The organism is Tenacibaculum sp. Cn5-46 (assembly GCF_022347705.1).
GTDB classification, from domain to species: domain Bacteria; phylum Bacteroidota; class Bacteroidia; order Flavobacteriales; family Flavobacteriaceae; genus Polaribacter; species Polaribacter aiptasiae.
The window spans coordinates 201144-226254 of record NZ_JAKRGD010000004.1; the positions used below are offsets into that span (position 1 = coordinate 201144).

Consider the following 25111-nt stretch of genomic DNA (forward strand, 5'->3'; position numbering starts at 1 on the left):
TGAGTGCTATTATTTTTTAGCAGGCACATTGTATTTTGCTGCTAAACTCCTTGCTTCAGGTAAAAATGCTCTTAATGTTTTAATACGCTCCTCGTTTGAAGGGTGTGTACTTAATATTTGTGCAGGCTGTTTACCTTTAGATCGTTGACTCATTCGTACCCATACCTCAGCAGCTTCTTCTCCATTATATCCAGCCATAATCATAAAAACTAATCCTAACTTATCTGCTTCCGTCTCATGCTTTCTACTAAAAGGTAACATAACTCCTACTTGAGAACCTATACCATATGCCATATTCCAAATTTTAGCATTCTCACTATTTTGAGTCCCTAAAGCCACTGCTGCACCACCTAATTGTTGTAACTGTCCAGTAGACATACGCTCTTGTCCATGCTTAGCAAAAGCATGAGCTACCTCATGTCCCATAACAGCAGCTACACCATCTTCATTTGCACACATTGGTAAAATTCCTGTATAAAAAACCACTTTTCCTCCTGGTAAACACCAAGCATTTACTGTTTTGTCTTCTATTAAATTAAATTCCCATTTATAAGCATTTGCTTCTGCTACCATTCCATTAGCTCTCATAAATCGATCAACAGCTGCTGAAATTTTCTTCCCTACTCTTTTTATCTGATTTGATTTAGCTACATTTTTAGACAGTTTATTTTTTTCTAAAAATCCTTTATACTGAGCAAAACTTGCTGGAAGCACCTGAGAATCACTTACAAAATTAATACGTTTCCTTCCTGTAATTGGCACCGTGCTACACTGTATTAAGAATACTGTTAAAAAAGCTAAGGCTATACTTCTTTTCATTATTAATGTTTTTATTTGTTTGAGTTATATAATTATGACACATCATTCAAAATAATGTCACAATTTTAGAACGCTTTATATCATTTAAAATTACAAATTCTATCTTTATCCAAAAAATCAATTTCATGAATTTTATGAATTCAAATATATTTCCTCCTAGTTTAACAATTCCTAAACCAGTTATTGCTATTGCTAAGTTTACACAATTTTTTTCAACTTCTTTAACCGCTAAACTTGCTTCAAAGCTTTTTATAACTCCTATTGGTTTTTCAATACCAAAAAGAGAAAAAGTAATGTTGGAAAGTGCTCAAAAGAAAACGATAAATGTACCTTCAATAAATCAAAACATTCAAGTTTTATCTTATGGATATTCCAAAAAGAAGGTTTTATTAGTTCATGGTTGGGCAGGTAGAAGTACACAACTATTTATGATTGCCGATAAACTTTTAGAAAAAGGATACATGGTAATTTCGTTTGATGGACCAGCACATGGAGCATCAACTGGAAAAACTACTATGATGCCTGATTTTTTAGATACTATTAATGAAATTGATCAACAGTTTGGGCCTTTTGAAGCTGCTGTGGGACATTCTTTTGGAGGAATGTGTTTATACAATAGTATTGATAGAGACAGTTTTAATATAAAAAAACTAGTTACTATTGGTTCTGCTGATAAAATTTCAGATGTGATTCTAAATTTCACCAACAACTTAAAAGTGAAACCTATAGTTGCTAAAAAGATTAAAGCTAAATTTGACAAACAATGGCAAACTAATATTGATAAACATTCTTCAAGTACTGTAGCAAAAAGCGTTTCTATTCCAACTTTAGTTATTCACGACTCTCAAGATGGAGATGTTCCTGTAAGTTGCGCGCAAAACATTCGTCAAAATTTAAAAAGCGGAAAATTACTCATTACACAAGGTTTAGGGCATACTAAAATTTTGCGTGATAAAAATGTAATAAACCGTGCCGTTAATTTTATTATACAAAACGAATGAAACAATTACTAGCTATCTTATTTTTAGGACTTTTTATTAGCTGTGCAGGAAACGCTCAAACTAAAAGTAAAAAAAAGTACAAAGTTGAAAAAACAGCTTCTGAGTGGAAAAAAACACTGACTCCAAAACAATACTATATACTTAGAGAAGCTGGAACAGAACGTCCATTTAGTAGTAAGTTAAACAAAGTTTATTCTAAAGGAACTTATGTATGTGCTGGTTGTGATACTCCTTTGTATAAATCTGAACATAAATTTGATTCTGGTTCTGGTTGGCCATCTTTTGATAGAGAAGTAAAAGGTAATGTTGAACTGGATGTTGATTATAAAATAGGATATGCTCGTACTGAGTTAAAGTGTAATACTTGTGGTGGACATTTAGGACATTCTTTTAACGACGGACCTCGAGATACTACAGGAAAGCGTCATTGTATTAATGGAGCTGCTTTAAAATTTATTCCAAAGAAATAAATTCAAAAAAACAACGTAAATTAGAGCTAATTAAATTAGCTCTTTTTTTATGGATACATCTTACTTAACTAGCGTTAAAAAACAATTTGAATACTATAAAAGTTTAGGCGATAAAACTTTTATTCAGCTTACTGAAGAACAATTTTTTTGGCTTCCAAATGCTGATGATAATTCTATAGCTATTATTGTAAAACATATAGCTGGAAATATGCTTTCTAGATGGACAAATTTTTTAACTGAAGATGGTGAAAAAGAATGGCGAAATAGAGATGATGAATTCATTAACTCTTTTACCACCAAAGAAGAAGTTATTGCTTATTGGGAAAATGGATGGCAATGTCTTTTTAAGGCTTTAAATTCTATAACTGAAGAGAATTCTAACACTATTGTTTATATCAGAAACCAAGGACACACAATTACAGAAGCTATAAATCGACAATTATGTCATTATTCATATCATGTAGGGCAAATAGTATTCTTAGGTAGATTACTTTTAGGTAAAAACTGGAAATCATTATCTATAGCAAAAAATGCTTCTAAAGATTATAATGCAGAGAAATTTTCTAAAGAAAAATCACGTACACATTTTACCGATGATTTATAAGTAAAATTATAAATTTGCTTTATGCAAAATTATCTTTTTACTTCAAATCGTTTAGGTTTTAGAAATTGGACAGATTCTGATCTTGATGCTTTACATGAGATTAATTCTAATCCTGAAGTTATGCGTTATTTTCCTACTATTTTAAAAAAGGAACAAACACTAGACTTTATTCATCGAATGCAAAAACAATTTAATGAAAAGAAACTTTGTTATTTTGCTGTAGAAATTATAGAAACTAAAGAATTTATTGGTTTTATTGGTCTTTCTGAACAAACCTATGCTGCCGATTTTAATCCTTCTATTGATATTGGCTGGAGATTACATCCTAATTTTTGGGGCAAAGGTTATGCTACTGAAGGAGCTAAAAGATGCCTTGAATATGGTTTTTCTCAATTAAAACTTAAAGAAATTGTTTCTGTTGCTCCTATTGTTAATACTCCTTCAATTATAGTGATGGAAAAAATCAATATGAAAAAAGTAAAAGAATTTAAGCATCCTCTTTTAGGCAACTTTCCTAAAATAGAAGCTTGTGTTTTGTATAAAATTAGTGATTAATTACCTTCAAACCAGCTTTTAAAAGCAGATACTTTTTCTCTACTTACAATAATTTCTTTCTCTACATTTACTTTAGGAGTTATTTTTAAACGACTATTTGAGTATACTATAACATCTTCTACTCCATTAAGACTTACAATAAAAGTTCTATTTACTCTAAAAAACTCTGAGGGCTCTAAAACTTTAATTAAGTCTTCAAGCTTATAATCTAAAATATACTTTTTATTTTCTTTAGTTACTAAATAAACTGTTCTTCCTTCAGCATAGAAAAGCAATATATCTGTAGTTTTTATAGAATGAATATGATTACCTAAACGAACTAAAAATCGATCTTTTGTTTTTAATTTTGTTACACTATTTTTTACTTTATTGATAGCCTCTTCATTTACAAACAAACTTTCCATTGTTTTTAGTTTCACCATTGCCTTAGATACATCGGTAAATGTTATTGGTTTTAATAAATAATCAATACTATTTACTTTAAATGCATCTATTGCATATTCATCAAAAGCGGTAGTAAATATTACTGGTTTTGTTATTTTTACTTGATTAAATATTTCAAAACTCAGACCATCTGTTAATTGAATATCCATAAAAGCGACATCATAATCAATTCCTTTTTCAAACCAAGTTACTGCATCTACTATACTACTTAGTTTTATTAAAACAGATACATTTGAATTATACTTTTGTATATATCGCTCTAACTTTTCTGCTGCTAAATGCTCGTCTTCTACAATTACTATCTTCATCCCTTTTAAGCTTTTTCTATAGTTAATTTTGGTAGTAAAATTTTTCTCATTGCACTTGTTTCTTCTATTTGAATCTCATAAGTACTATAAATACTAAAAACTCTTTCTATTTCTTTTAAATTTTCAGGTTTAAACTGTGTTGTAATTTTATCATTTGGACTATATTCAATAACCCAATAGTTTTCCTCCTCTTTAAGAAAAATCTCTAATGTTAAAGAAGAAGTTATTGTTGTTCTTACAATTTGTTCTATAACAAACAACAAACTTTTAGGTACTGTTAGAAAGTTAGACGCTATTTCATTTATTAAAACTATATTTCTATAAGGTAAATAATTGAACAAATTAATTAATTCGTTTACTATTTCTATTTCCTCTTCAATAGCTACTAATTGTTTTTTGTTACTTGATAGTATGTATCTATAAATAGTTGCTAAATAATCTATGAAATCGTCTGCTTTATTTTTTTCTTGCTGTATAAGAATTAACAATACCTCTAAGCTTTCAAATAACAATTTAGGATTTATACCTTGTTTAAAATCTATAAAATCGGCCTCTATAATTTGTTTTATTTCCTGCTCTTTAAATAGTTTTTCTGTATTTGTTTTATGTAGATACTGATTGCTTATAAATAATAAAATATAAATAAGTGTTACTACACTGAAAACACTATTAAAAAGCCATAATTCTTCTGAATTTGGTGAAAAACCTAATACTTGTTTATAGTACACTGTAATAGACACACTAACTATTATAATACATAAAAACAGTGAAACAATTATTTGCAGTCCTATATTCAATAAGATACTTTCTAACTTAGGTACTTTTTTAAAAAGGATAAGTAATATTCTAGAAAACTCTTGAACAATGTATGATAATCCTATACATACATACAGTTCTTCTCCTAAAAATTGCTCTTGTAATTGTGATACATTGTTATTTACTAGTAGTATCAGCAAATAAATAACGGCCCCACTAAATACCGGACTTAATAACCTAAATAAAGGCTTATGGATAAATAATTTTTTCATCGTATGATAGGTATTTTAACAACAAAATTATTTCCATTGGTTATGATAATTCCTTCACCATGTAACAATAAGTATCTAGAACTAATATTTTTCAATCCAATTTTAAAAGAGTTTACTTTATATGGCATTGAAGTTATATTATTTTGAATAGTAATATGTTTTTGATCTGAAGTAATATGAATAGACAATGGTTCTTCATTACTCATAGTGTTATGTTTTACCGCATTCTCTATCAACATTTGTAAAGCTAAAGGTGGAATTTTAGTTTCTAATAAATTATCATTTATTGAAATTTCACAACTAAATTTATTTTCAAAACGAGTTTCAACTAAATAAATATAGGAATATACAAACTCTAATTCTTCTCGTATTGTTATCAATTTTGAATGATAACTTTTTAAGGTATAATCGTACATTTTTGCCAGCTTACGGATAAAAAGCTTAGCTCTGGTTTCGTCTTTATAAATTAATGATGAAATTGTATTTAAACCATTGAATAAAAAATGAGGGCTCAATTGAGATTTTAAAGCATTTAATTGTAATTCTACTTGCTTTCTCTCCTGCTTTACTTCTTCTACCTGTAAAGAAGCATAAGAATAATAAGAATAAAGAGCAAAATATATTATTTGATATATAATAGTTAGTATAAATAAGAGTATTCCTAATTTTATAAATACTGGTTGATATTTACTCAATATGTCTTCGATATCAGAAAAGTTATAAATACTAAAAAGAATAAAAAACAACGAAAAAGACAGTACAAAATGTGCTATAATCCCTAATAATAATCGAGTTCCAACTTGCTTTTTCCAAGGAATACTTTTATCTAAAAATTTTGTTATTAGATAACAACTATATCCTATAACTACACCACTAAATGCTGTTAGAAAAAACTGAGGAAGCGTAAAATTTTGTTGCTCTCCAACTAGCAAATAATATCCTAGTAAGACACCAATTAAAGCTCCTAACAGAGTTATGAAAAAATGTTTTTTCAATTTAGGTTGATTGATTAGCTGATTGATTTTTTGCATGAAACTAAGGTAAGTAAATTTCGTTCTGAATATTTACTTACCTCAGTGAAGTTTTTAATAAATAGCCTTCATAGCTCTTCCAAAATAGGTATCAGAACTTATTGATTTAGCTACATTCATATAAGCATCTTTTACTCTTTGACTATTATTCTTTACCTGAGGTCCGAAAGCAACCAAAGAACTCGATAAATAATTATTAGAACTCATGCTCTTCTTCATAGATTCAAATGTTTTTATCAATTGACTTTCTGTTAGTCTCTTCTTTGCTAATTTTTTATAAATTCCAGAAGCATAATAGTCAGAACTTACATTTTTAGATATTAACTCTAATAGTTTATCTAATGATTTATTATCTAAATCTTTTTTCAATAGTTCTTTTATAATATTTGATGCATAATGATCAGATCCCACATCGTCCATTGAAGAAATAAAAGTATCGTAGTTTTCAGAAGATAAATTCTTCTTTTTTAAAGCTTTCTTTAAAACTTGTGTTTTATAGTAATCTGAACCAATACTTTTTGAAAGCTTCATAATTTTATCCATATTCGACTTATTCAATTCTCTATTTTTTAGAATGTCTGATAAAACTTGCGATAAATAATAGTCCGAACCAATACTACCTGAAATTTGTAATAAATCTGTTAATTGATTATCTGAAATATCATCAGTTTTTATGGCTTTTCTTAACACTTCTGATAAATAATAATCAGATTTTATGTTTTCTGAAGCTCTAATATAAGCAGATAAGGTTTGTGGATTACTTAAAAATGCTTTTTGATTTTTTTGTAAAATTTGCGATAAATAATAATCAGACTTTATATTCTTTCCTGCCGATTGTAATATTTTCACTAAAGCATCATTATTTAAATCTTTTTCTAGTAAGAATCCGAAATATTTAGACTGTACAAAATCACTTTGTAGCTCTCTAATTTCAGCCAACACAGCATCTACCCCTCCTTTATTATAAAACCTATTTACTCTAGACTCAGCCGCTATTGCTGTAGTCCTTACTATTTCAGGTAAAATTTCAGCTAACCATGCTTTTCCTTCAGGATTATATGCTTTTTCATTCCATCCAACATAATACCTTTTATTCAACTTTCCACTTTCAGCTTCAATAACAACTTTTCGTTTTTTACCAAAACTCGATTTTTTTATAATGATAAAACCTCCTCTTGAAATAGCTATAATATCTTTATCGTCATCAGATAAAGTAATATCTCCCTCATATTCAACACTAAAATTATTTTTATCATTCTTTACATTAATTCTATGTACTCCTGTTTCTGTTGAAGTAACATGTGTGTAGTTATCTGAAGATTTTTTTTGTGCAAAAATAAAAGTAGTACTAAGTACAAATAAAAAAGCAGCTACACTTATAGTTCTTTTTAAATTAAATATTGATTTCATAATGTTTATTTTTTCATTTGGATACCTCAAAAGTATTTCCTCATTGGAATAAAAAAAAACTCAATGTAGTGAACTGCAGAATTTATGTATTCAATTGTATTTCTTTTTAAATTTCATATTTTTAAACCTCTAAATAATGTTATTTATGAATAAAGAAGGTATAGTTAATTTACTAGAAGAAAAGCATCAGGAATTTTTTAAATGGATAGAGAATCAGCCAGAAGATAGTTTTGAAAAAGGACCTGAAGGTAAATGGACTTTAGGACAACATACGGTTCATTTAGTGGATTCTTTAAAAAAATTAAACACAGCTCTGAGTGTTCCTAAATTTATTCTCAAATATAAATTTGGCATTTCAAATCGTGCACTTCGTTCATACGATGAAATCTCAAAACGCTATCAAGAAAAACTATCTAAAAACCTTGATAAAGCAAGAGAGTTTAACCGTTCAGTAAAAACACCAAGTAAAAAAAAGTTTCAACAACTACTTACTACTCTTCAAGTTCAAAACAAAAAATTACAGTATAAAACACAGCATTGGAAAGATAAAGATAATTTAATTTTACCACACCCTCTTATGGGCAAAATGCCTGTTCGTGAAATAATTATGTGGACAGCCTATCATACTGATCATCACCTGAATATTTTAAAAGAGAAACATTAATTTTAATTTTTCTATTTAAAATTAAAAATATTCAGATAAACTGCTTATAAAAACCTACAGTCCTAACAACTAAATTATTATATTTGTGCCTCTAAAAATGAAGTAGACACATGTTTAATAATTTAAGCGAAAAGTTAGATAAAGCGTTACATACGCTGAAAGGACACGGAAAAATTACCGAAGTTAATGTTGCTGAAACACTAAAAGAAGTTCGTAGAGCTTTATTAGATGCCGATGTTAACTTTAAGATAGCCAAAGAGTTTACTAAAAGAGTACAGAAAAAAGCCATAGGACAAGATGTATTAACTACATTAAATCCTGGTCAGTTAATGGTTAAGTTAGTTAAAGACGAATTAACTGAATTAATGGGTGGAGATACTGTTGGTATCAACTTAAAAGGTTCTCTTACGGTTATTCTAATGTCTGGTTTACAAGGTTCTGGTAAAACAACCTTCTCTGGTAAATTAGCTAACTTCTTAAAAACAAAGAAATCTAAACAAGTTTTATTAGTAGGATGTGATGTTTATCGCCCAGCCGCTATTAATCAATTACAAGTTGTTGGAGAACAAATTGGTGTTGATGTTTATGCTGAAGAAGGAAACCAAAATCCTGTAGAGATTTCATTAAACGCTATTAAGCATGCAAAAGCAAACGGTAAAAATGTAGTTATTATTGATACCGCTGGTCGTTTAGCTGTTGATGAAGAAATGATGAATGAAATTTCTAACATTCATAAAGCTGTAACTCCACAAGAAACATTATTTGTTGTAGATTCTATGACAGGGCAAGATGCTGTAAATACAGCAAAAGCATTTAACGATGTTTTAAATTTTGATGGTGTAGTACTTACAAAATTAGATGGTGATACACGAGGTGGAGCTGCATTATCTATTAAAACGGTAGTAAACAAACCAATAAAGTTTATCGGTACAGGTGAAAAAATGGATGCAATTGATGTATTCCACCCTGATCGTATGGCTGATCGTATTTTAGGAATGGGAGACGTTGTTTCGTTAGTAGAACGTGCCCAAGAACAATACGATGAAGAAGAAGCTAGAAAATTACAAAAGAAAATTGCTAAAAATCAATTTGGTTTTGATGACTTTTTAAGTCAAATACAACAAATCAAAAAGATGGGTAGCATGAAAGATTTAGTAGGAATGATTCCTGGTGCTGGAAAAGCTTTAAAAGATGTTGATATAGACGACAATGCTTTTAAAGGGATTGAAGCTATTATTCAATCCATGACACCTCTTGAAAGAAGTACTCCTTCTACCATAAATGCAAGCCGTAAGAAAAGGATTGCTAAAGGTTCAGGAACCTCTGTACAAGAAGTAAATCAACTGATGAAACAATTCAACCAAATGAGCAAAATGATGAAGATGATGCAAGGTGGTGGCGGAAGAAAAATGATGCAAATGATGAAAGGTATGAGATAATATAAAGAGAAGTTACGGCTTCTCTTTTTTTTATATACAACATAACAACAAACCCACAACACACTAAAAATGATTTTACTAGACGGTAAAAAAACATCCGCCAACATTAAAGAAGAAATTGCTCTAGAAGTATTAGAATTAAAAAACCAAGATAAAAAAACACCTCATTTAGCTGCTGTGATAGTAGGTAATGATGGAGCGAGTTTAACCTATGTAAATGCTAAAGTAAAAGCTTGCGAGCGTGTTGGTTTTGAATCGACTTTAATTAGATTACCTGAAGAAACTACTGAAGAAGAATTATTAAACGAAATAAATATTTTAAATGTTGACAATGATATCGACGGTTTTATAGTTCAACTTCCTCTACCCGATCACATTGATGAACAAAAAATAATAATGGCGATAGATCCTAATAAGGATGTAGACGGTTTCCATCCAACTAATGTTGGAAAAATGGCTTTAAACCTACCTACTTTTATTTCTGCTACACCTTTTGGTATTTTAGAATTATTAGATCGTTATAATGTAGAAACTAGTGGTAAAAATGTAGTTGTAATTGGACGCAGTCATATCGTTGGAAGTCCAATGAGCATATTACTATCTCAAAAAAGAAAAGTAGGTAATGCTACAGTTACTTTAACTCATAGTAGAACACAAAACTTAAAAGAAATAACTTTACAAGCTGATATTATTATAGCGGCTATTGGTATTCCTGAGTTTTTAAAGGCAGATATGGTTAAAGATAATGTAACTGTAATTGATGTTGGAATCACTCGTGTAGCCGATCCTTCTAAAAAAAGAGGTTTCCGTTTAGTAGGTGATGTTGCTTTTGATGAAGTTTCTAAAAAATCAGATTTTATAACTCCAGTTCCTGGTGGAGTTGGACCAATGACTATTGCTATGTTATTAAAAAACACATTATTATCAGTAAAAAATAAGCAAGCTTAGTTTTTAAGCTACTATATAAAATATAATGGAGGTGTTATTAAATAACACCTCCATTTTTTATTTATTTAAAGTTTAATCTAAAAAGTAAATATTGTAGAAAATATTTAAAGTACTACCATCAACTTTATTTACAAATACATGTTGGCGATTCCAATCTAATGCATCTAAAATAGTATTACTTGCACCTGGCCTACCACCATGTCCAGTCCAAGTTTTAGACGCTGCACTGTATTCGTAAAATACTGGAGCAACTCCTCCATTAGGTAAAACTGTACAGGTTGCATCACATTCTCTAGCTGTTGATACAACTCTAAAACGCTCTCCATTAATTTCATCTATGTCAAAGTCTACAAAACGACTTCCTCCTAAAATACTATAACTATTGCTATACTTATAATAATCTCTTTGAGTATGCTCTACTCCATACCCCCACCAAAAAGAACTAACAACATCATACCATTGATTTAAATCTCTATCGTACTTTTGTACTTTAAACCATCCTTGAATTTCTAAACCTGAGGTATTATGATCATATGAATAATAATCTAATAAAACTGCTGTAGGGTTAAAACGTACTCTTCTTCTAGTTACTAACTCACAATTTCTTTGTGTATATTTTACATTACTAACTACCTTAAATGGAGAATTATTAGACACATAATTAACCTTGTATGAAATTGGGTATCCTGGATTAGTTCTAGATACATTTGCTCCTTTTTCTAAGAATGCATTTATCGCATTTAAATCACCAGCCATTGCTCTTAATCCAGCTGTAATACCTGGCTGAGCATCACCTCCTATTTGTTTAACTTTTACTGTAGTATTCTGTAATGTTTGACTATATTTTGTTGACACATCTGCTGTTACAGAACCTATTGCTCCTTTATAGGCAAAATTTAAAGCAGCCGATACATTTCTAGCACTTTCAGATGATTCATAGATTAAAGTAAATAATCTACCATAAGTAACAGATTCTACATAACCAGCTGGATTCATATCAACATTTGAAACTTCACTTTTAAAGTCAGTTACATAAGGAGCTAAATCGTTTGGAGTAACATTAGAATTATACCAACCTCTTTTACCTATTAACTCAGCTTTAGGAGTCACAGTTGCTGTAAAAAAACGTTGCTTTAATGTTACAACATAGCGAGTTTTTTGCTCGTTAAAATTGATACCTAATTCTCCAGCAACATCAACTCCATAACCAGAATATCCTGCTTTTAATGCAAACTGTAAATCACTTGCATTGTGAACTCTTTCTATAGAAACTTCAAACGCCGCTGGAAAGCTAGCACCAGAGTCATAGTAATTCCCAAGAATTCTATTTAACTCATTTCTAACAGTACCAGGAGAAGGGCTTCCCACTACTGTAGATGTTGATGCAGCTGTTCCAGAAATGACGTCTAATCCTATTTCTATTGAATTTCTATCTTCTCCATAAAATGGAACAGATGTTGGTGCTCCATTTTGAATTGATCTTAAAGCAACAATATTACCTGGCCATAATAAACTACCATTAGGGTTAATTAAGAAGAAATTAGAATCAGTTTTATCAAAACTTACTTCTTTTTCTACACAATTAGCTTCTACTTCTGATCTTGAAGCTAGATTATTCTTAATTTCTTTGACTTCTAAATTGCTAATTCCATCAGGAATATTTTCATTTAAAAATTGTCCTTTTGATAATTCTAAGTTTTTTTCTACTAAAACCTCATCATTTTTACATGATACAACCATTGCTAAACACAATGAAAGTATTGTATATCTAATATATTTTTTCACGTTGAAAAATATTTTTTTGTTAATTATAATTTTGATTTAATAAAAATAAGGGAAACAAATCAGCCAAACCGTTTGTTCAAAAAAGGTATTCCTACCGAAGAAATTAATCTCTTTATGTTATTTCTAAGAAATGAAATATTCATAAATAGACTTTAAACAATAATGAAATTATATAATCTCATTATGTAATTCAATTGCATCCGGGGGGCTATGCTATCGCTTATTTTTTCAATAACCAACTATAATTATAGATGACTAGTATACTTAACTAAAGTTAAATTATTGGCTGCCAAAACTACAGCTTTATATCTAAAAAACAACACTTTAATGAAAAATATTTATTTTTTTTAGAAAAAAAATACAGACTCCCTATTAAAACAAGGGTTTTCATGAATTAATATTAAATCAAACACTTTTGATTTTTTCTGTTTTTAACTCAAAAAAATATACAAAAACAAAAAAACAGCTAAAATGTATGCATACATTTTAGCTGTTTTTAACTTGAGTTATAGAATTATAATTATTCTATTTCTTTCACTTTAATTTCTTTTCTTTCTTCTGCTTTTATAACATTTTCCCCTAAGATAGATTTGAACTTTCCAAAATCTAAATTCTTTTCATCTAATTTAGACTTTTTCATCATATCCATAATTTTTGCAGGATTCATATTATCTCCTAAAAGGCGAGCAATTCCTACTCCCATTTCTTTGCTATACCCAAAAGCAATAATTTCATCAATAGCATCTGCTTCACCTGTGTAATAAATCACTGCTGTTGCTCCATCTTTTTTGAAATTTATTAATCTTTTATAGTCAGAATTCTTAAAAATCTCTTTTAGTTTATTCTTTTCAGCTTCATAAGTAGCCTCATCGGTATCTTTAAAAGGTAATCCTGTAACATTTATTTTACGAATACTTTCGTAAGCTTTTTTATCTTCCTCTGATGCGTTATCTGTACTTAACTGTAAAAGACTAGCAGGTAAATCAAGAGAAATAAATCCTTTTTTGTCTTGGCTTTCTACTAAATAACCTTGTAATGATTGTTCTTTTTTACAGGAAATAGTAGCAAATGCCACTAATAATAATGAATATATAAATAGTTTTTTCATCAGAGTATTTTTATTGATTAACAAATAGAAGTTGAGATTTTCTCAACTTCCATTTTTTTATATTTGGTTTTAATTATTTCTTTTTATCAGAATATTTACTAGCTATTTTAGATAATTTATTTACATCAATATCACCAGTTAAAGAAATAATAGTTGAGCTTAATTTACCATTTTTATTTCCTTTGTTAGAGTTTTTTACAAACATTAACACTTCACTAACAATATCTTTGTTTTTAGTAGCTTTCACGTAAATTTTCACTCTAGATCCTTTATCTTTAACTCTCATTAATTGTGTTAAATTAGATCCTTTAATTGCTGAATTTACCATGCTTTCCATTCTTGAAGCAATACTAGAATCTTCCGTTGAAAACACTTTTAATTCGTTTAATCCTTTTGCTGTATTAAAAATTTCCATGTCTTCAGATTTAGCATCTGGGAATTTTTTAATTAATTCAAAAGCATCTTTTGTTATAACAACTGATGATACTTCATCAATATCTTCTAATTTATCAAACAATGATTGTCCGAAACTAAAATTTGCTGTGATAACAAATGCGAATAATAATATTATTTTTTTCATGATTTTCTTAATTTAAAAGTACTTGGTTTACTTGTGGTTTACTTAATAATTTACTTTGTTTATAACTTTGTTTACAGTTTCTCCGTAGGTATTCAATTGTTCGATGGCTTCATTTCCTTTGTTTAAGTTGTTTGAAACTGCATACAATGCTTCGTTTCCTTTGTTTAAATTGACTGAAACCATTTGCAATGCTTTTTTTACTTCCGTAAACTGTGCTAGCAATTGTTTCTCTTGTTGATGCTCATCATACCTTTGCTTTCCTACAAAAACGCTAAACAATAAGACTACTGACGCTGCTACTGATAACCATTTCCAGTTCTTCTTAGTTTTCTCAGGTTTTAACTGAATGGTTTTTGTAAAGGTTTCATCTTTGCTTTGTTTAAAATACCCGAAAAGCATACTGTATTCTTCTAAATGTGGTGCCACATTTCCTGAAGTAAAGTAGTCTTGTAATACTTGTTCTTCTTGAAGAGTTGTTTCTGCCTCTAAGTATTTATCTACTAATTTTTCTATGTTAGCTAACTCCATAGTTATGTTTTTTTATTAGTTCTTGTCTTATTGTTTTTCTTGCTCTTGATAAGGCTACTCTAACAGCGGTTGGTTTCATGTCCACCATTTTGCAAATCTCATCAAAATCGTATTGTTCTATATCTCTTAACTGAATAATTATTTTCTGTTGTTCAGGTAATTTTTCAATTAGTTTATGTACTTGGTTTACACTATCATTATGTTCTACTCTCTTGTCTAAAGACGTATCTTTTTCTTTATAATTACTATGAACTAGTGTTAAATTACTAGCTTGCTTTGATTTTAATCGATCGTAGCAATAATTTTTCGTCATCGTCATAGCAAATGCTTCGACATTTTTGTAATTAGACAATTTCTCTTTGTTTCTCCACAATTTAAAATACAGTTCTTGCGTAGCATCTTCAGCTTCCTCTCTGGAAACCAGAAGTCTTTTTGCTAAGCGAAAGACTTTGTCTTTAAATGGTAATACAACTTTTAAAAAGTCTGATTGGTTCATTGTTTAGTTAATTAGTTTAATGTAAAACCCAATAAAATTGTTTATTATTTTAAGGTTTACATAACTACGACGACGTAGTTACAAGTTTGTTACATCAATTTTAAAAAAAATAATATTATTGATTAAATTGCGTTGTATTATAGCTAATATATTCCATATGAAATTACTTAAAGTATTTTTAGTTTCTTTTTTAATAGTATCAATAACCTCTTGTAGCGATAAAGATGATACTCCAGCAAATATTCAAATCCCTAACTTTGTTTGGAAAGGTTTGAATGCTTATTACTTATGGCAAGATCAAGTTCCTGATTTATCTGATAGACGTTTTTCTAACGATCAAGAATTATATAGTTATTTATCTACTAAAAATGATCCTGCTGCTTTTTTTAGCAGCTTATTATACCTACCTAATGAATATCCAAAAGATCCTAATAGAACTTATTCTTGGATTGTTGAAGACTATATTGCTTTAGAACAAGCTTTTCAAAGCAATCGTTTAACAACTGGTATGAAAGTTAAAGGGAAAAGTTTTTCAGATGGTTCTGGTGGATATTATGTTTATGTTTATGATGTTGCTAAAGGTTCTGATGCTGAAACCAATGGAGTTACAAGAGGAATGCTAATTACTCAAGTAAATGGTACTACTATTACTGAAGCAAATGTTAATTCGTTATTTAATAATGATTCTTTTACCATACATTTAGCAAATTACAATGCTGGAAATCCTGTTGCTAATGGAACAACTATTTCATTAACCAAATCGCAATTAATTGAGAACCCAATAAAAGAAGCTAAGGTTATTACAAGTGGTAGCAAAAAGATTGGCTACATTATGTATAATCAATTTTCTAATTCTTTTGATGGTGACTTAAATGCTGAATTCTTGAAGTTCAAAAATGATGCAATTGACGATTTAATTATTGATTTAAGATATAATGGTGGGGGCTCTGTTCAAACTGCTGTTTATTTAGGTAGTATGGTTACTGGACAATTTAAAGACGAACTTTTTTCTAAACAAGTTTGGAATAGTAAGGTAATGGCTGTAACTGATCCTAACCAGTTAATTAACAATTTTACCGATCAAATTTTAAATAAAGATGATAGCGGGAATGTTGTTTTAGATGAAGCTATTAATAGTTTAAACTTAGGTACAGTTTATTTTATAGTATCTGATAATACTGCTTCTGCTTCTGAGCTTATAATAAATGCTTTATCTCCATATATTAATGTAAGATTAGTTGGAGTTCAAACTTATGGTAAACATGTAGGTTCTATTACTTTATATGATTCTGAAAACTTTAGAAAAAATGGTCCTAATTTTAGAACGAATCATACATGGGCTATGCAACCCATTGTTTTAGAAATTCAAAATAAAAATGGAGAAAACAAACCTGAAGGTTTTATTCCTGAAGTAACTTTGGAAGAAAACCCTGGAAACTTAGGGATTATTGGTGATCCTACAGAACCTTTATTACAAAGAACTATTCAATATATAACAACTGGTTCTAAAGGCTTTCCTTCAGCACCAACAATAAGAACTCATACTCCTTGGAATTCATCTATGAGTAATATTGATTACAACAACATGTATGTTGATTTAAAATAAAAACAAATAAAAAGACCAGCTTTAAAGCTGGTCTTTTTACTTACAACAAACTCATTTGTTGACCATTATCTTCGTTTGGTATTTTTAAATTAATACTTAACTCTTTATTTAGCTTCTTAATAAAATGAGCTGCTAATAATGGAGATTCGACTTCTAAATTCTGATGTATAAAAAAGTGAATATTCTCCAAACCTAAATCAACCCATTCTTTTAATCTTATAACCCAATCGTCTAAACGAGTATAATCTGATACATGATTAGCTCCTACATATCGTACAAACGTTTCATTATTAGTTAAACGCATATGTGCCATATCTCTTCTTCCTGCTGTATCAACCAATACATTGGCTATCTGATTTTCTTCTAACAACTTTGTAAACTCATCAAAAATAGATGAATCTTCATACCAATCTTTGTGTCTTAATTCTACTGCTAGTGGAATTCCTTTTGGCCAGCTTACAACAAAGTTCTTTAGTGCTTCAAAGTTTTTAGGCCCAAAATTAGAATGCATCTGTAAAAAAATAGTCCCTAACTTTTCTTTTAAATGTGCCGAATTATCTAAATACAAATTAACTGCATCTTGTACACCTTGTAAACGTTTCCAATGACTTATCTCCTGCCCTAACTTAGGGAAAAACTTAAAGTTTTCAGGTGTTTTCAATCTCCATTTTTCAAATTGTTCTGCTGAAAATTGACGATAAAAAGTAGCATTCAATTCTATCGAATTGAATTGCTTAGAGTAATATGCTAATTCATCTTTAGTTCCTCTAGGATAAAAACCTTTTAAATCGGCCTTGTTCCATTTAGCACAACCTACATAAACATTCAATTTATTTGTCTTCTCCTGAGAACTTAACAAATCAACTGTTTTTGTATGTGTAGTGGGCAATGAAAAATCTATTAATTCTGGATGATCTACCTTTCCAAATTTCATAAAACTAAGAGTTTTCTAATCCTTCTTCTATTTCTTGATTATCTATCATTTCAGGTCTAAATTCACTCATTTTTTCTTCATTCAATCTTTTAGCATATTTATAACCAGACTTCCACCATTTTTTCATCTTCTCTTTCTCAAAAACTAAAGAATTGGTTGTTAAAACAGTAGGTGTATAATATAGATTCAATTTTACATCGTGCTGTTTAGCAGATAACTTTCCTATAGTAATATTATGTTTTTCAACATTTTCTAACATAAAATCGAAAGTATCCATCATTAAAGAAAATGGATTTCTAGCTGGTAATCTATTTATTTGAGTAACTTCAGTAGCTAAAATAATAGCATCTACTTCTTTTGCTCCTCTTAAAATAGCTTCTCTAATAGGAACTAAACTACCAAAACCACCATCTGCATATTGACAATGGTCTTTTTCTAACAAACTCATAAAAGGCACATAATTGCACGAACCCCAAACCCAATCGCAGAAATCATCATAACTACAATCTAAAATAGATTTATATTCAATTTGATTGGCCGTTAAATTAGAAACCGTTACTACAACATCTTTATTAGCTTCTCGTATTTGGTGGTACATTTTTTTAGTAACACTTTTTTTTATCAGCTTTCTTAGATTCTTACTTTCTCCAAAAGTTTTTCGTCCATTTAAAAAATTCCAAAAAGTATTTCTATGTCTAATAGAAATTACTTTGGCGCCATTTACTTTTTTAATTTTAAAAGGACTGTTACTAAAAATAGATTTTTGATCTACTGAAGTATAAACATCTTTTAATTCATCAACCATCCCTAAAGCTAGGTGCGAAACCATTAAACTTCCTGTTGAAGTTCCTAAAAACATATCGTAATCCTTTCCTTTTTCTTTCATTAAATATTGAGCAACGCCACCTGCGAATGCTCCTTTACTTCCACCTCCAGAAATTACTAATGCTTTCTTCATAGAATTAAATTGATTTATCTATTTTTATTTCTGTAAAAATATCAAAAAATGAAACGAATTTCACTTTTAATTTTAGTCGTAATTATTTCTTTTTCTTGCAAAAAAGAAAAAGAATACTCTCCAAGAGAAATTACTAATATTAACATTCAAAAATTCAAAAGAGATAGTTCTAGTATTAGAGCTATATATGCTCTAAATACAGATACTTTATACTATGCTGGATCTAAAGGAGACTTTGGAGTAACCATCAATGGAGGCAAAACTTGGGATATTATGACCATTAAATATCAGGACTCTATATTGCCACATTTTAGAAGTATTGCTTATGGTAAAAATGGTTTTTTTGCTTTATCAGTAGCAAATCCAGCACTTTTATATAATATTGGTTTCTATGGTCCATACTTGACTTACAAAGAAGAGCATGAAAAAGTATTTTACGATTGTATGAAATTTTTTGATGATGGCTTGCATGGAATTGCCGTTGGAGACCCTACAGAAGATTGTCCTTCTATCCTATTAACTATTGATGGAGGTGTAATCTGGTCAAAACTTCCTTGTGAAAAACTTCCTAAATTTGAAGAAGGAGAAGCTTTTTTTGCTGCAAGTAATACCAATATTGCTATTATAAATAAAACCGTGTGGATAGCTTCTGGTGGTAGCAAAGCTAGAATTTTAAAGTCTGTAGATTATGGGAACACTTGGGAAATTTACAATACACCAATTGTACAAGGAAATGGTCCTCAAGGAATTTATTCTATTGATTTTTATGATGAAAACAACGGTATTGCTATTGGAGGTAATTATTCTAAAGAAGATGATAATTGTGCTAACAAAGCCATTACTAAAGATGGCGGTAAAACATGGACTATTGTTGCAGACAATCAAAACCCTAGTTATAAAAGTTGTGTACAGTATGTACCAAATACCAATGGAAAAGAAATTTTTGCAGTAGGTAAAACAGGAGTTTCATTTTCTAATGATGGTGGAATCTCATGGAAAGAAGTTAGTAAAGATAAATACTACGCCATTCAATTTGTTGATGAGAATACAGCTTGGCTTTCAGGGCATGAAAAAATTGGAAAACTTAAATTATCATCAAAATAACTCTTAAACTTTTAAATTCTTAATTATTTGTTAAAACAGGATGCTTTCTTTTTAGAAAAAGATACCTTTAACCATTAATCAACTTAATGTTCAATGAAAAAAACACTATTACTCCTATTATTCATGTGTTTGTCTACAGTATATGCACAAGAATATTTTCCTAATAATAAAGGAGTCAAAACATCCAAAAACAATGTATTTGCTTTTACCAATGCTAAAATTTATGTAAATCCAAATACTATTATCAAAAAAGGAACACTACTTATCAAAGATGGTAAAGTTGTAAGTAGTGGTAAGTCTGTTTCAATTCCTAAAAATGCGCAAGTAATTGACTTAAAAGGAAAAACTATTTATCCGTCATTTATCGATGTCTATACTACTTTTGGTATACAAACACCAAAAAGAGAGGGATGGTCAGGTAAACGTCCACAGTACGAAGCTGGTAGAAAAGGATATTATTGGAACGATCATATTAGACCTGATGTAAATCCTTTAAATCAATTTAAATTTGATACTAAAAAAGCTAAAGAGTTATTAAACTTAGGTTTTGGTGTTGTTAATACACACTTAGAAGACGGTATTATGCAGGGTAATGGAGTATTAGTAGCGCTAAACCCAAATAGTACTAATGCTTACAGAATTTTAGACAAAGAATCAGGAAACTATTTATCGTTTAGTAAAAGTAAGAAATCGCGTCAAACATATCCAACTTCTCGTATGGGAGCAATGGCTTTGTTAAGACAAACTTATTTAGATGCTGACTGGTATGCTAAAGGTAATATGAAAAATACCGATTTAGCTTTACAAGCATTAAATGACAAGAAAAATTTAGCTCAAATATTCAGAGGAGGAAACTATTTAGATGATTTAAGAGCTGATAAAATTGGAGATGAATTTGGAATTCAATATACCATAGTAGGTGGTGGTGACGAATTTGAGCGTATTAATGATATAAAAAATACTAATGCTACTTTTATTATTCCAATTAACTTTAGAAAAGCTTATGATGTAAGTAACCCTTTTTTAGCCGATAAAGTAGCACTTAGCGATATGCGTAAATGGAACCAAGAGCCTTCTAATCCATTTGTATTAGCTAAAAATAAAGTTCCTTTTGCTTTAACTACATATCAATTAAAAAAAGCAACTGACTTTACAGCTAACTTAAGAAAAGCTATAAAATATGGATTAAATAAAACAAAAGCTTTAGAAGCTTTAACTACAATTCCTGCAAATATTCTTAAAAACACTAAGATTGGTAACTTAAACAACGGAAGTTATGCTAACTTCTTAATTACTTCAGGAGATATTTTTGATAAGAATACTACCTTATATGAAAACTGGGTTCAAGGAGACAAAAATGTTGTGAACCCTATGAACATTAAAGACCTTTCTGGAGAATACACTTTAACTACTAATGGTAAAACATATAATATGACTATTAGTGGAAAAGGCGCTAAACAAAAAGCAGCTATAAAGCAAGGTGATAAAAAAGTGAACTCTAAATTTTCTTTCAAAGATAACTGGGTTACCATTACTTTGAGAGAAGGAGATAACTTCACACGTTTATCAAGTTTTGTAGAAGATAAAAACTTAAAAGGAACTGCCATAGATAATAATGGAAACACATCGCAATGGACAGCAGTTTTCAACTCTAAAAAGAAGGACAAAAAAGCTAAAAAAGGAGAGAAAAATAAAACTCCTGAAATATTAGCTGTTACTTACCCAAATGTTGGATATGGTAATACTAGTAAACCAAAGCAAGAAAATATTTTAATTAAAAACACAACAGTTTGGACTTCAGAAAATGGAACTATTTTAAACAATACTGATGTTTTAATTAAAAATGGAAAAATTAGTCAAATAGGTAAAAATATTTCTTCTAGAGGAGCTAAAGTTATTGACGGAACTGGAAAATACTTAACTGCCGGAATTGTTGATGAGCATTCACATATTGCTACATCAGCAGTAAATGAAGCAGGACACAATTCAACTGCTGAAGTTACTATAGAAGATGTTGTAAATCCTGATGATATTAATATTTATAGAAACTTAACTGGTGGTGTAACTTCAATACAAGTATTACACGGTTCGGCAAACCCAATTGGTGGGCGTTCTGCAATACTTAAATTAAAATGGGGTGAAAACGCAGATAAATTAATTTACAAGAACTCTCCAAAATTTATCAAGTTTGCTTTAGGTGAAAATGTAAAGCAATCAAACTGGGGAGATTTACAAACTGTACGTTTTCCACAAACACGTATGGGAGTTGAACAAGTTTATATTGATTATTTCCAAAGAGCTAAAGAATACGATGCTAAAAAGAAAAGTGGTCAACCATACCGTAAAGATTTAGAGTTAGAAGCTTTGGCTGAAATTATAAATAAAGAACGTTTTATTTCATGTCACTCATATGTGCAATCAGAAATTAATATGTTGATGAAAGTTGCTGAAATGTTTGATTTTAATATTAATACATTCACACATATTTTAGAAGGATATAAAGTAGCTGATAAAATGAAAAAACACGGTGTTGGTGGATCTACATTTGCCGATTGGTGGGCTTATAAGTACGAGGTAAATGATGCAATTCCATATAATGCAGCAATCATGCACAGACAAGGTGTAACGGTTGCTATAAATTCTGATGACGCGGAAATGTCTAGAAGATTAAATCAAGAAGCTGCTAAATTGGTAAAATATGGTGGTTTATCAGAACAAGAAGCTTGGGCTACAGTAACTATAAATCCTGCTAAATTATTACACTTAGATCAACAAACCGGAAGTATTAAAGAAGGTAAAGATGCCGATGTTGTTTTATGGAGTGGAAACCCACTTTCTGTATATTCAAAAGCAGAAAAAACAATTATTGATGGTACTATCTACTTTGATATTGATTCCGATTTACAAAAAAGAAAATCAATTAAAGAAGAGCGTTCTAAATTGATTAATATGATGTTACAAGAAAAATTAAAAGGAGCTAAAACTCAAGCACCTTCTAAGAAAACTAAAAAATTATTCCACTGTGATACTGAATAAGAACTTAAAAAAAACAAACATGAAACTAAAAGTAATATATAGTCTATTGTGTTTCTTATTCATAGGAAATATAATGGCTCAACAAACGCCAGCTCCTAAACAAACTACCGATTATAGTATTGAGGGAGCTACAGCTCACTTAGGAAATGGAGAAGTAATTGAAAACTCTTTAATTATGTTCTCTAAAGGTAAAATTTCTTTTGTTGGTAGTGCTAATATGAGAATAGCTCGTATAGGTACAGTAATTAATGCCAAAGGAAAGCATGTATATCCAGGTTTTATTGCTGCTAATACCTCATTAGGTTTAGCTGAAATTGATGCTGTAAGAGCTACTAGAGATTTTGATGAAATTGGAAATATGCTTCCTCATATACGTAGTATTATTGCTTATAATACAGAAAGTAAAGTTGTTGAAAGTATGAGGCCTAATGGTGTTTTTATGGCACAAATAACTCCAAGAGGAGGTGTAATATCAGGAACATCATCAGTTGTACAATTCGATGCTTGGAACTGGGAAGACGCTGTTTTAAAAACAGATGATGGTGTTCATATGAATTGGCCTAGTAGTTTTAGACCTACAAGCTGGAGCTTTGGTGGTGTTGGAAATTTTAAACCTAACAAAAACTACCAAAAAAATATTGATCATATAGAAAAATACATTACCAATGCTAAGAGTTATTTAGTTGGAAAAAAGGAAGCAAAGATTTTACCATACGAAGCTTTACAAGGAGTATTAAATGGTACTCAAAAAATGTTTGTACATGTAAATGGTCAAAAATCGATAACAGATGCTGTAAATACTCTAAAAAAGCTTGGCATTAAGAATATTGTAATTGTAAAAGGTAGAGAAGCAGAAAAAGTAGCTGATTTATTAAAAAGCAATAATATCCCTGTAATTTTAGAAAGAGCCCACAGATTACCTGGAGGTGAAGATGAAGATTATGATTTACCTTTCCGTGCTGCTAAAATGCTAAGCGATGCGGGAATTTTAGTAGGTTTAGGTATGGAAGGAGATATGGAACGTATGAATACAAGAAATCTTCCTTTTTATGCTGGAACTTATGCCGCTTATGGTTTAGACAAAGAAAAAGCTGTACAACTGATTACAGAAAACAATGCAAAAATTTTAGGAGTAAACGATAAAGTAGGAACTTTAGCTGTAGGTAAAGACGCAACTTTATTTATTTCTGAAGGTGATGCATTAGATATGCGAACAAATATTTTAACAGACGCTTTTATACAAGGAAGAAAAATTAGTTTGGAAACACATCAAACAAAATTATGGAAACGATATTCCAACAAGTATAAAAATCAATAACAAAGAAGCTCGGTACTAACCGAGCTTTTTTTATACTTCAAAATTTATCTGAAAACTAGTAAGTCAAATACGCTATATTCAATATTTTTGCAACATGAAAATAATTAGCAGTACGCAAAATTCTTACATAAAAGATTTATTAAAACTACAAGACAAATCCAGAGAACGAAAGAAAAAAGGATTGTTTTTAGTAGAAGGAAAACGTGAAATATCTTTAGTAATTAAAGGAGGTTATCAAATAGAAACAATTTTATTTGTTCCTGAATTATTTTCAGAAAAAAGTTTACAGGAAATACAAAAGCATACAACAAACTGTATTGAAATAACCAAAGAAGTATACCAAAAATTAGCTTACCGAGATACTACCGAAGGCGTCATTGCAGTGGTTAAAACTAAAAGTTTTGAATTGAATTCTATCCAATTTAACACTCCTACTCCACTTGTTTTAGTATTAGAAGGGATTGAAAAACCTGGAAATATTGGAGCTATGTTACGATCGGCTGATGCAGCCAATATTGATGCAGTATTAATAGCAAATCCTAAAACAGATTTATTCAATCCTAACATTATACGTTCTAGTGTTGGTTGCTTATTTACCAATCAAATAGGTGTAGGAACAACGGATGAAACTATTGCTTTTTTACAACAGCAAAACATTCATATTTACAGTGCCACATTGCAAAATTCTAATGAGTATCATAAAAACGATTACAAACAAGCCACAGCATTAGTAGTAGGAACTGAAGCAACTGGATTAACACAAGAATGGCGTGACAAAGCAACTCAGAATATAAACATTCCTATGCAAGGAGAAATAGACTCTATGAATGTTTCTGTAGCTGCTGCTATATTAATTTTTGAAGCTAAACGACAACGAGATTTTAAATAAAATCTATTTGTCTGCACTTAATCTTTTAACTATTTTTGCAGTCGATTA

General features: G+C 29.8%; 24 protein-coding genes. 12 read left to right on the forward strand and 12 right to left on the reverse strand.

Annotated elements, in window-relative coordinates; all coding sequences use genetic code 11:
* Positions 1-9 precede the first annotated feature (9 nt).
* Positions 10-819, reverse strand: coding sequence for a M48 family metallopeptidase (locus MHN29_RS09865; protein WP_235274762.1), 810 nt, complete (start codon positions 817-819; stop codon positions 10-12).
* Between the two features lie 125 nt (positions 820-944).
* Between MHN29_RS09865 and MHN29_RS09870 the strand changes: the two genes are divergently transcribed.
* Genes MHN29_RS09870 through MHN29_RS09885 form a run of 4 tightly spaced genes read left to right on the forward strand, consistent with a single transcriptional unit; the run spans position 945 to position 3449 of the window.
* Entirely contained in the window at positions 945-1820 is an 876-nt protein-coding gene (locus tag MHN29_RS09870; protein ID WP_235274761.1) for an alpha/beta hydrolase, read from the forward strand.
* Complete coding sequence (gene msrB / locus MHN29_RS09875) at positions 1817-2290, forward strand: peptide-methionine (R)-S-oxide reductase MsrB (RefSeq protein ID WP_235274760.1); 474 nt, start codon at positions 1817-1819, stop codon at positions 2288-2290. Before MHN29_RS09870 ends, msrB begins: the two co-directional genes overlap by 4 nt.
* A gap of 49 nt (positions 2291-2339) precedes the next feature.
* The gene (locus MHN29_RS09880) at positions 2340-2894 is read left to right on the forward strand and encodes a DUF1572 family protein (protein WP_235274759.1); all 555 of its coding nucleotides are present in this window, start codon (positions 2340-2342) and stop codon (positions 2892-2894) included.
* Positions 2895-2915: 21 nt separating this feature from the next.
* Positions 2916-3449, forward strand: a complete 534-nt coding sequence (locus MHN29_RS09885; protein ID WP_235274758.1) for a GNAT family N-acetyltransferase — start codon at positions 2916-2918, stop codon at positions 3447-3449.
* Here the strand turns inward: MHN29_RS09885 and MHN29_RS09890 are convergent.
* Genes MHN29_RS09890 through MHN29_RS09905 form a run of 4 tightly spaced genes read right to left on the reverse strand, consistent with a single transcriptional unit; the run spans position 3446 to position 7670 of the window.
* Positions 3446-4201: a LytTR family DNA-binding domain-containing protein gene (locus MHN29_RS09890; protein ID WP_235274757.1), complete on the reverse strand. Its 756-nt coding sequence runs from the start codon at positions 4199-4201 to the stop codon at positions 3446-3448. The genes MHN29_RS09885 and MHN29_RS09890 overlap by 4 nt on opposite strands.
* Positions 4202-4206: 5 nt before the next feature.
* Positions 4207-5229, reverse strand: coding sequence for a histidine kinase (locus MHN29_RS09895; protein WP_235274756.1), 1023 nt, complete (start codon positions 5227-5229; stop codon positions 4207-4209).
* Complete coding sequence (locus MHN29_RS09900; RefSeq protein ID WP_235274754.1) at positions 5226-6260, reverse strand: sensor histidine kinase; 1035 nt, start codon at positions 6258-6260, stop codon at positions 5226-5228. Before MHN29_RS09900 ends, MHN29_RS09895 begins: the two co-directional genes overlap by 4 nt.
* A gap of 54 nt (positions 6261-6314) precedes the next feature.
* A complete protein-coding gene (locus MHN29_RS09905; protein ID WP_235274753.1) occupies positions 6315-7670 on the reverse strand; it encodes a hypothetical protein in 1356 nt (451 codons plus the stop codon).
* Positions 7671-7815: 145 nt separating this feature from the next.
* On the opposite strand from MHN29_RS09905, the gene MHN29_RS09910 reads away from it, so the two are divergent.
* The 3 genes from MHN29_RS09910 to folD all read left to right on the forward strand — a co-directional run bounded on the left by MHN29_RS09910 (position 7816) and on the right by folD (position 10721).
* On the forward strand, positions 7816-8334 hold the full coding sequence (locus MHN29_RS09910) for a DinB family protein (protein ID WP_235274752.1): 519 nt from the start codon (positions 7816-7818) through the stop codon (positions 8332-8334).
* Positions 8335-8444: 110 nt separating this feature from the next.
* A complete protein-coding gene (gene ffh, locus MHN29_RS09915; RefSeq protein WP_150899598.1) occupies positions 8445-9773 on the forward strand; it encodes a signal recognition particle protein in 1329 nt (442 codons plus the stop codon).
* 69 nt (positions 9774-9842) lie between these two features.
* Positions 9843-10721, forward strand: coding sequence for a bifunctional methylenetetrahydrofolate dehydrogenase/methenyltetrahydrofolate cyclohydrolase FolD (gene folD / locus MHN29_RS09920; RefSeq protein WP_150899599.1), 879 nt, complete (start codon positions 9843-9845; stop codon positions 10719-10721).
* 72 nt (positions 10722-10793) lie between these two features.
* Here folD and MHN29_RS09925 read toward each other — a convergent pair whose 3' ends face one another.
* The 5 genes from MHN29_RS09925 to MHN29_RS09945 form a co-directional block, all read right to left on the reverse strand.
* Positions 10794-12506, reverse strand: a complete 1713-nt coding sequence (locus MHN29_RS09925) for a thiol-activated cytolysin family protein (protein ID WP_235274751.1) — start codon at positions 12504-12506, stop codon at positions 10794-10796.
* 520 nt (positions 12507-13026) lie between these two features.
* Positions 13027-13614 (reverse strand): DUF4252 domain-containing protein, encoded by a 588-nt coding sequence (locus tag MHN29_RS09930; RefSeq protein ID WP_235274750.1) that lies wholly within the window; start codon positions 13612-13614, stop codon positions 13027-13029.
* Between the two features lie 73 nt (positions 13615-13687).
* Positions 13688-14194: a DUF4252 domain-containing protein gene (locus MHN29_RS09935; protein ID WP_235274749.1), complete on the reverse strand. Its 507-nt coding sequence runs from the start codon at positions 14192-14194 to the stop codon at positions 13688-13690.
* Between the two features lie 42 nt (positions 14195-14236).
* Positions 14237-14722 carry a hypothetical protein gene (locus MHN29_RS09940; protein ID WP_235274748.1) on the reverse strand — a complete coding sequence of 162 codons (486 nt, stop codon included), beginning with the start codon at positions 14720-14722 and terminating at the stop codon, positions 14237-14239.
* Positions 14709-15218: an RNA polymerase sigma factor gene (locus MHN29_RS09945; RefSeq protein ID WP_150899604.1), complete on the reverse strand. Its 510-nt coding sequence runs from the start codon at positions 15216-15218 to the stop codon at positions 14709-14711. Before MHN29_RS09945 ends, MHN29_RS09940 begins: the two co-directional genes overlap by 14 nt.
* A gap of 157 nt (positions 15219-15375) precedes the next feature.
* On the opposite strand from MHN29_RS09945, the gene MHN29_RS09950 reads away from it, so the two are divergent.
* Complete coding sequence (locus MHN29_RS09950; RefSeq protein ID WP_235274747.1) at positions 15376-16824, forward strand: S41 family peptidase; 1449 nt, start codon at positions 15376-15378, stop codon at positions 16822-16824.
* Positions 16825-16864: 40 nt separating this feature from the next.
* Here MHN29_RS09950 and MHN29_RS09955 read toward each other — a convergent pair whose 3' ends face one another.
* A complete protein-coding gene (locus tag MHN29_RS09955) occupies positions 16865-17758 on the reverse strand; it encodes a DUF72 domain-containing protein (RefSeq protein WP_235274746.1) in 894 nt (297 codons plus the stop codon).
* 4 nt (positions 17759-17762) lie between these two features.
* Positions 17763-18716, reverse strand: coding sequence for a patatin family protein (locus tag MHN29_RS09960; RefSeq protein WP_235274745.1), 954 nt, complete (start codon positions 18714-18716; stop codon positions 17763-17765).
* A 48-nt stretch (positions 18717-18764) separates the two neighbouring features.
* On the opposite strand from MHN29_RS09960, the gene MHN29_RS09965 reads away from it, so the two are divergent.
* The 4 genes from MHN29_RS09965 (at position 18765) to MHN29_RS09980 (ending at position 25063) form a co-directional block, all read left to right on the forward strand.
* Complete coding sequence (locus MHN29_RS09965) at positions 18765-19820, forward strand: oxidoreductase (RefSeq protein ID WP_235274744.1); 1056 nt, start codon at positions 18765-18767, stop codon at positions 19818-19820.
* 93 nt (positions 19821-19913) lie between these two features.
* Positions 19914-22856, forward strand: coding sequence for an amidohydrolase family protein (locus tag MHN29_RS09970; RefSeq protein ID WP_235274743.1), 2943 nt, complete (start codon positions 19914-19916; stop codon positions 22854-22856).
* A gap of 19 nt (positions 22857-22875) precedes the next feature.
* Entirely contained in the window at positions 22876-24174 is a 1299-nt protein-coding gene (locus MHN29_RS09975; RefSeq protein WP_235274742.1) for an amidohydrolase family protein, read from the forward strand.
* Between the two features lie 94 nt (positions 24175-24268).
* Positions 24269-25063: an RNA methyltransferase gene (locus tag MHN29_RS09980; RefSeq protein ID WP_235274741.1), complete on the forward strand. Its 795-nt coding sequence runs from the start codon at positions 24269-24271 to the stop codon at positions 25061-25063.
* Positions 25064-25111: the final 48 nt, after the last annotated feature.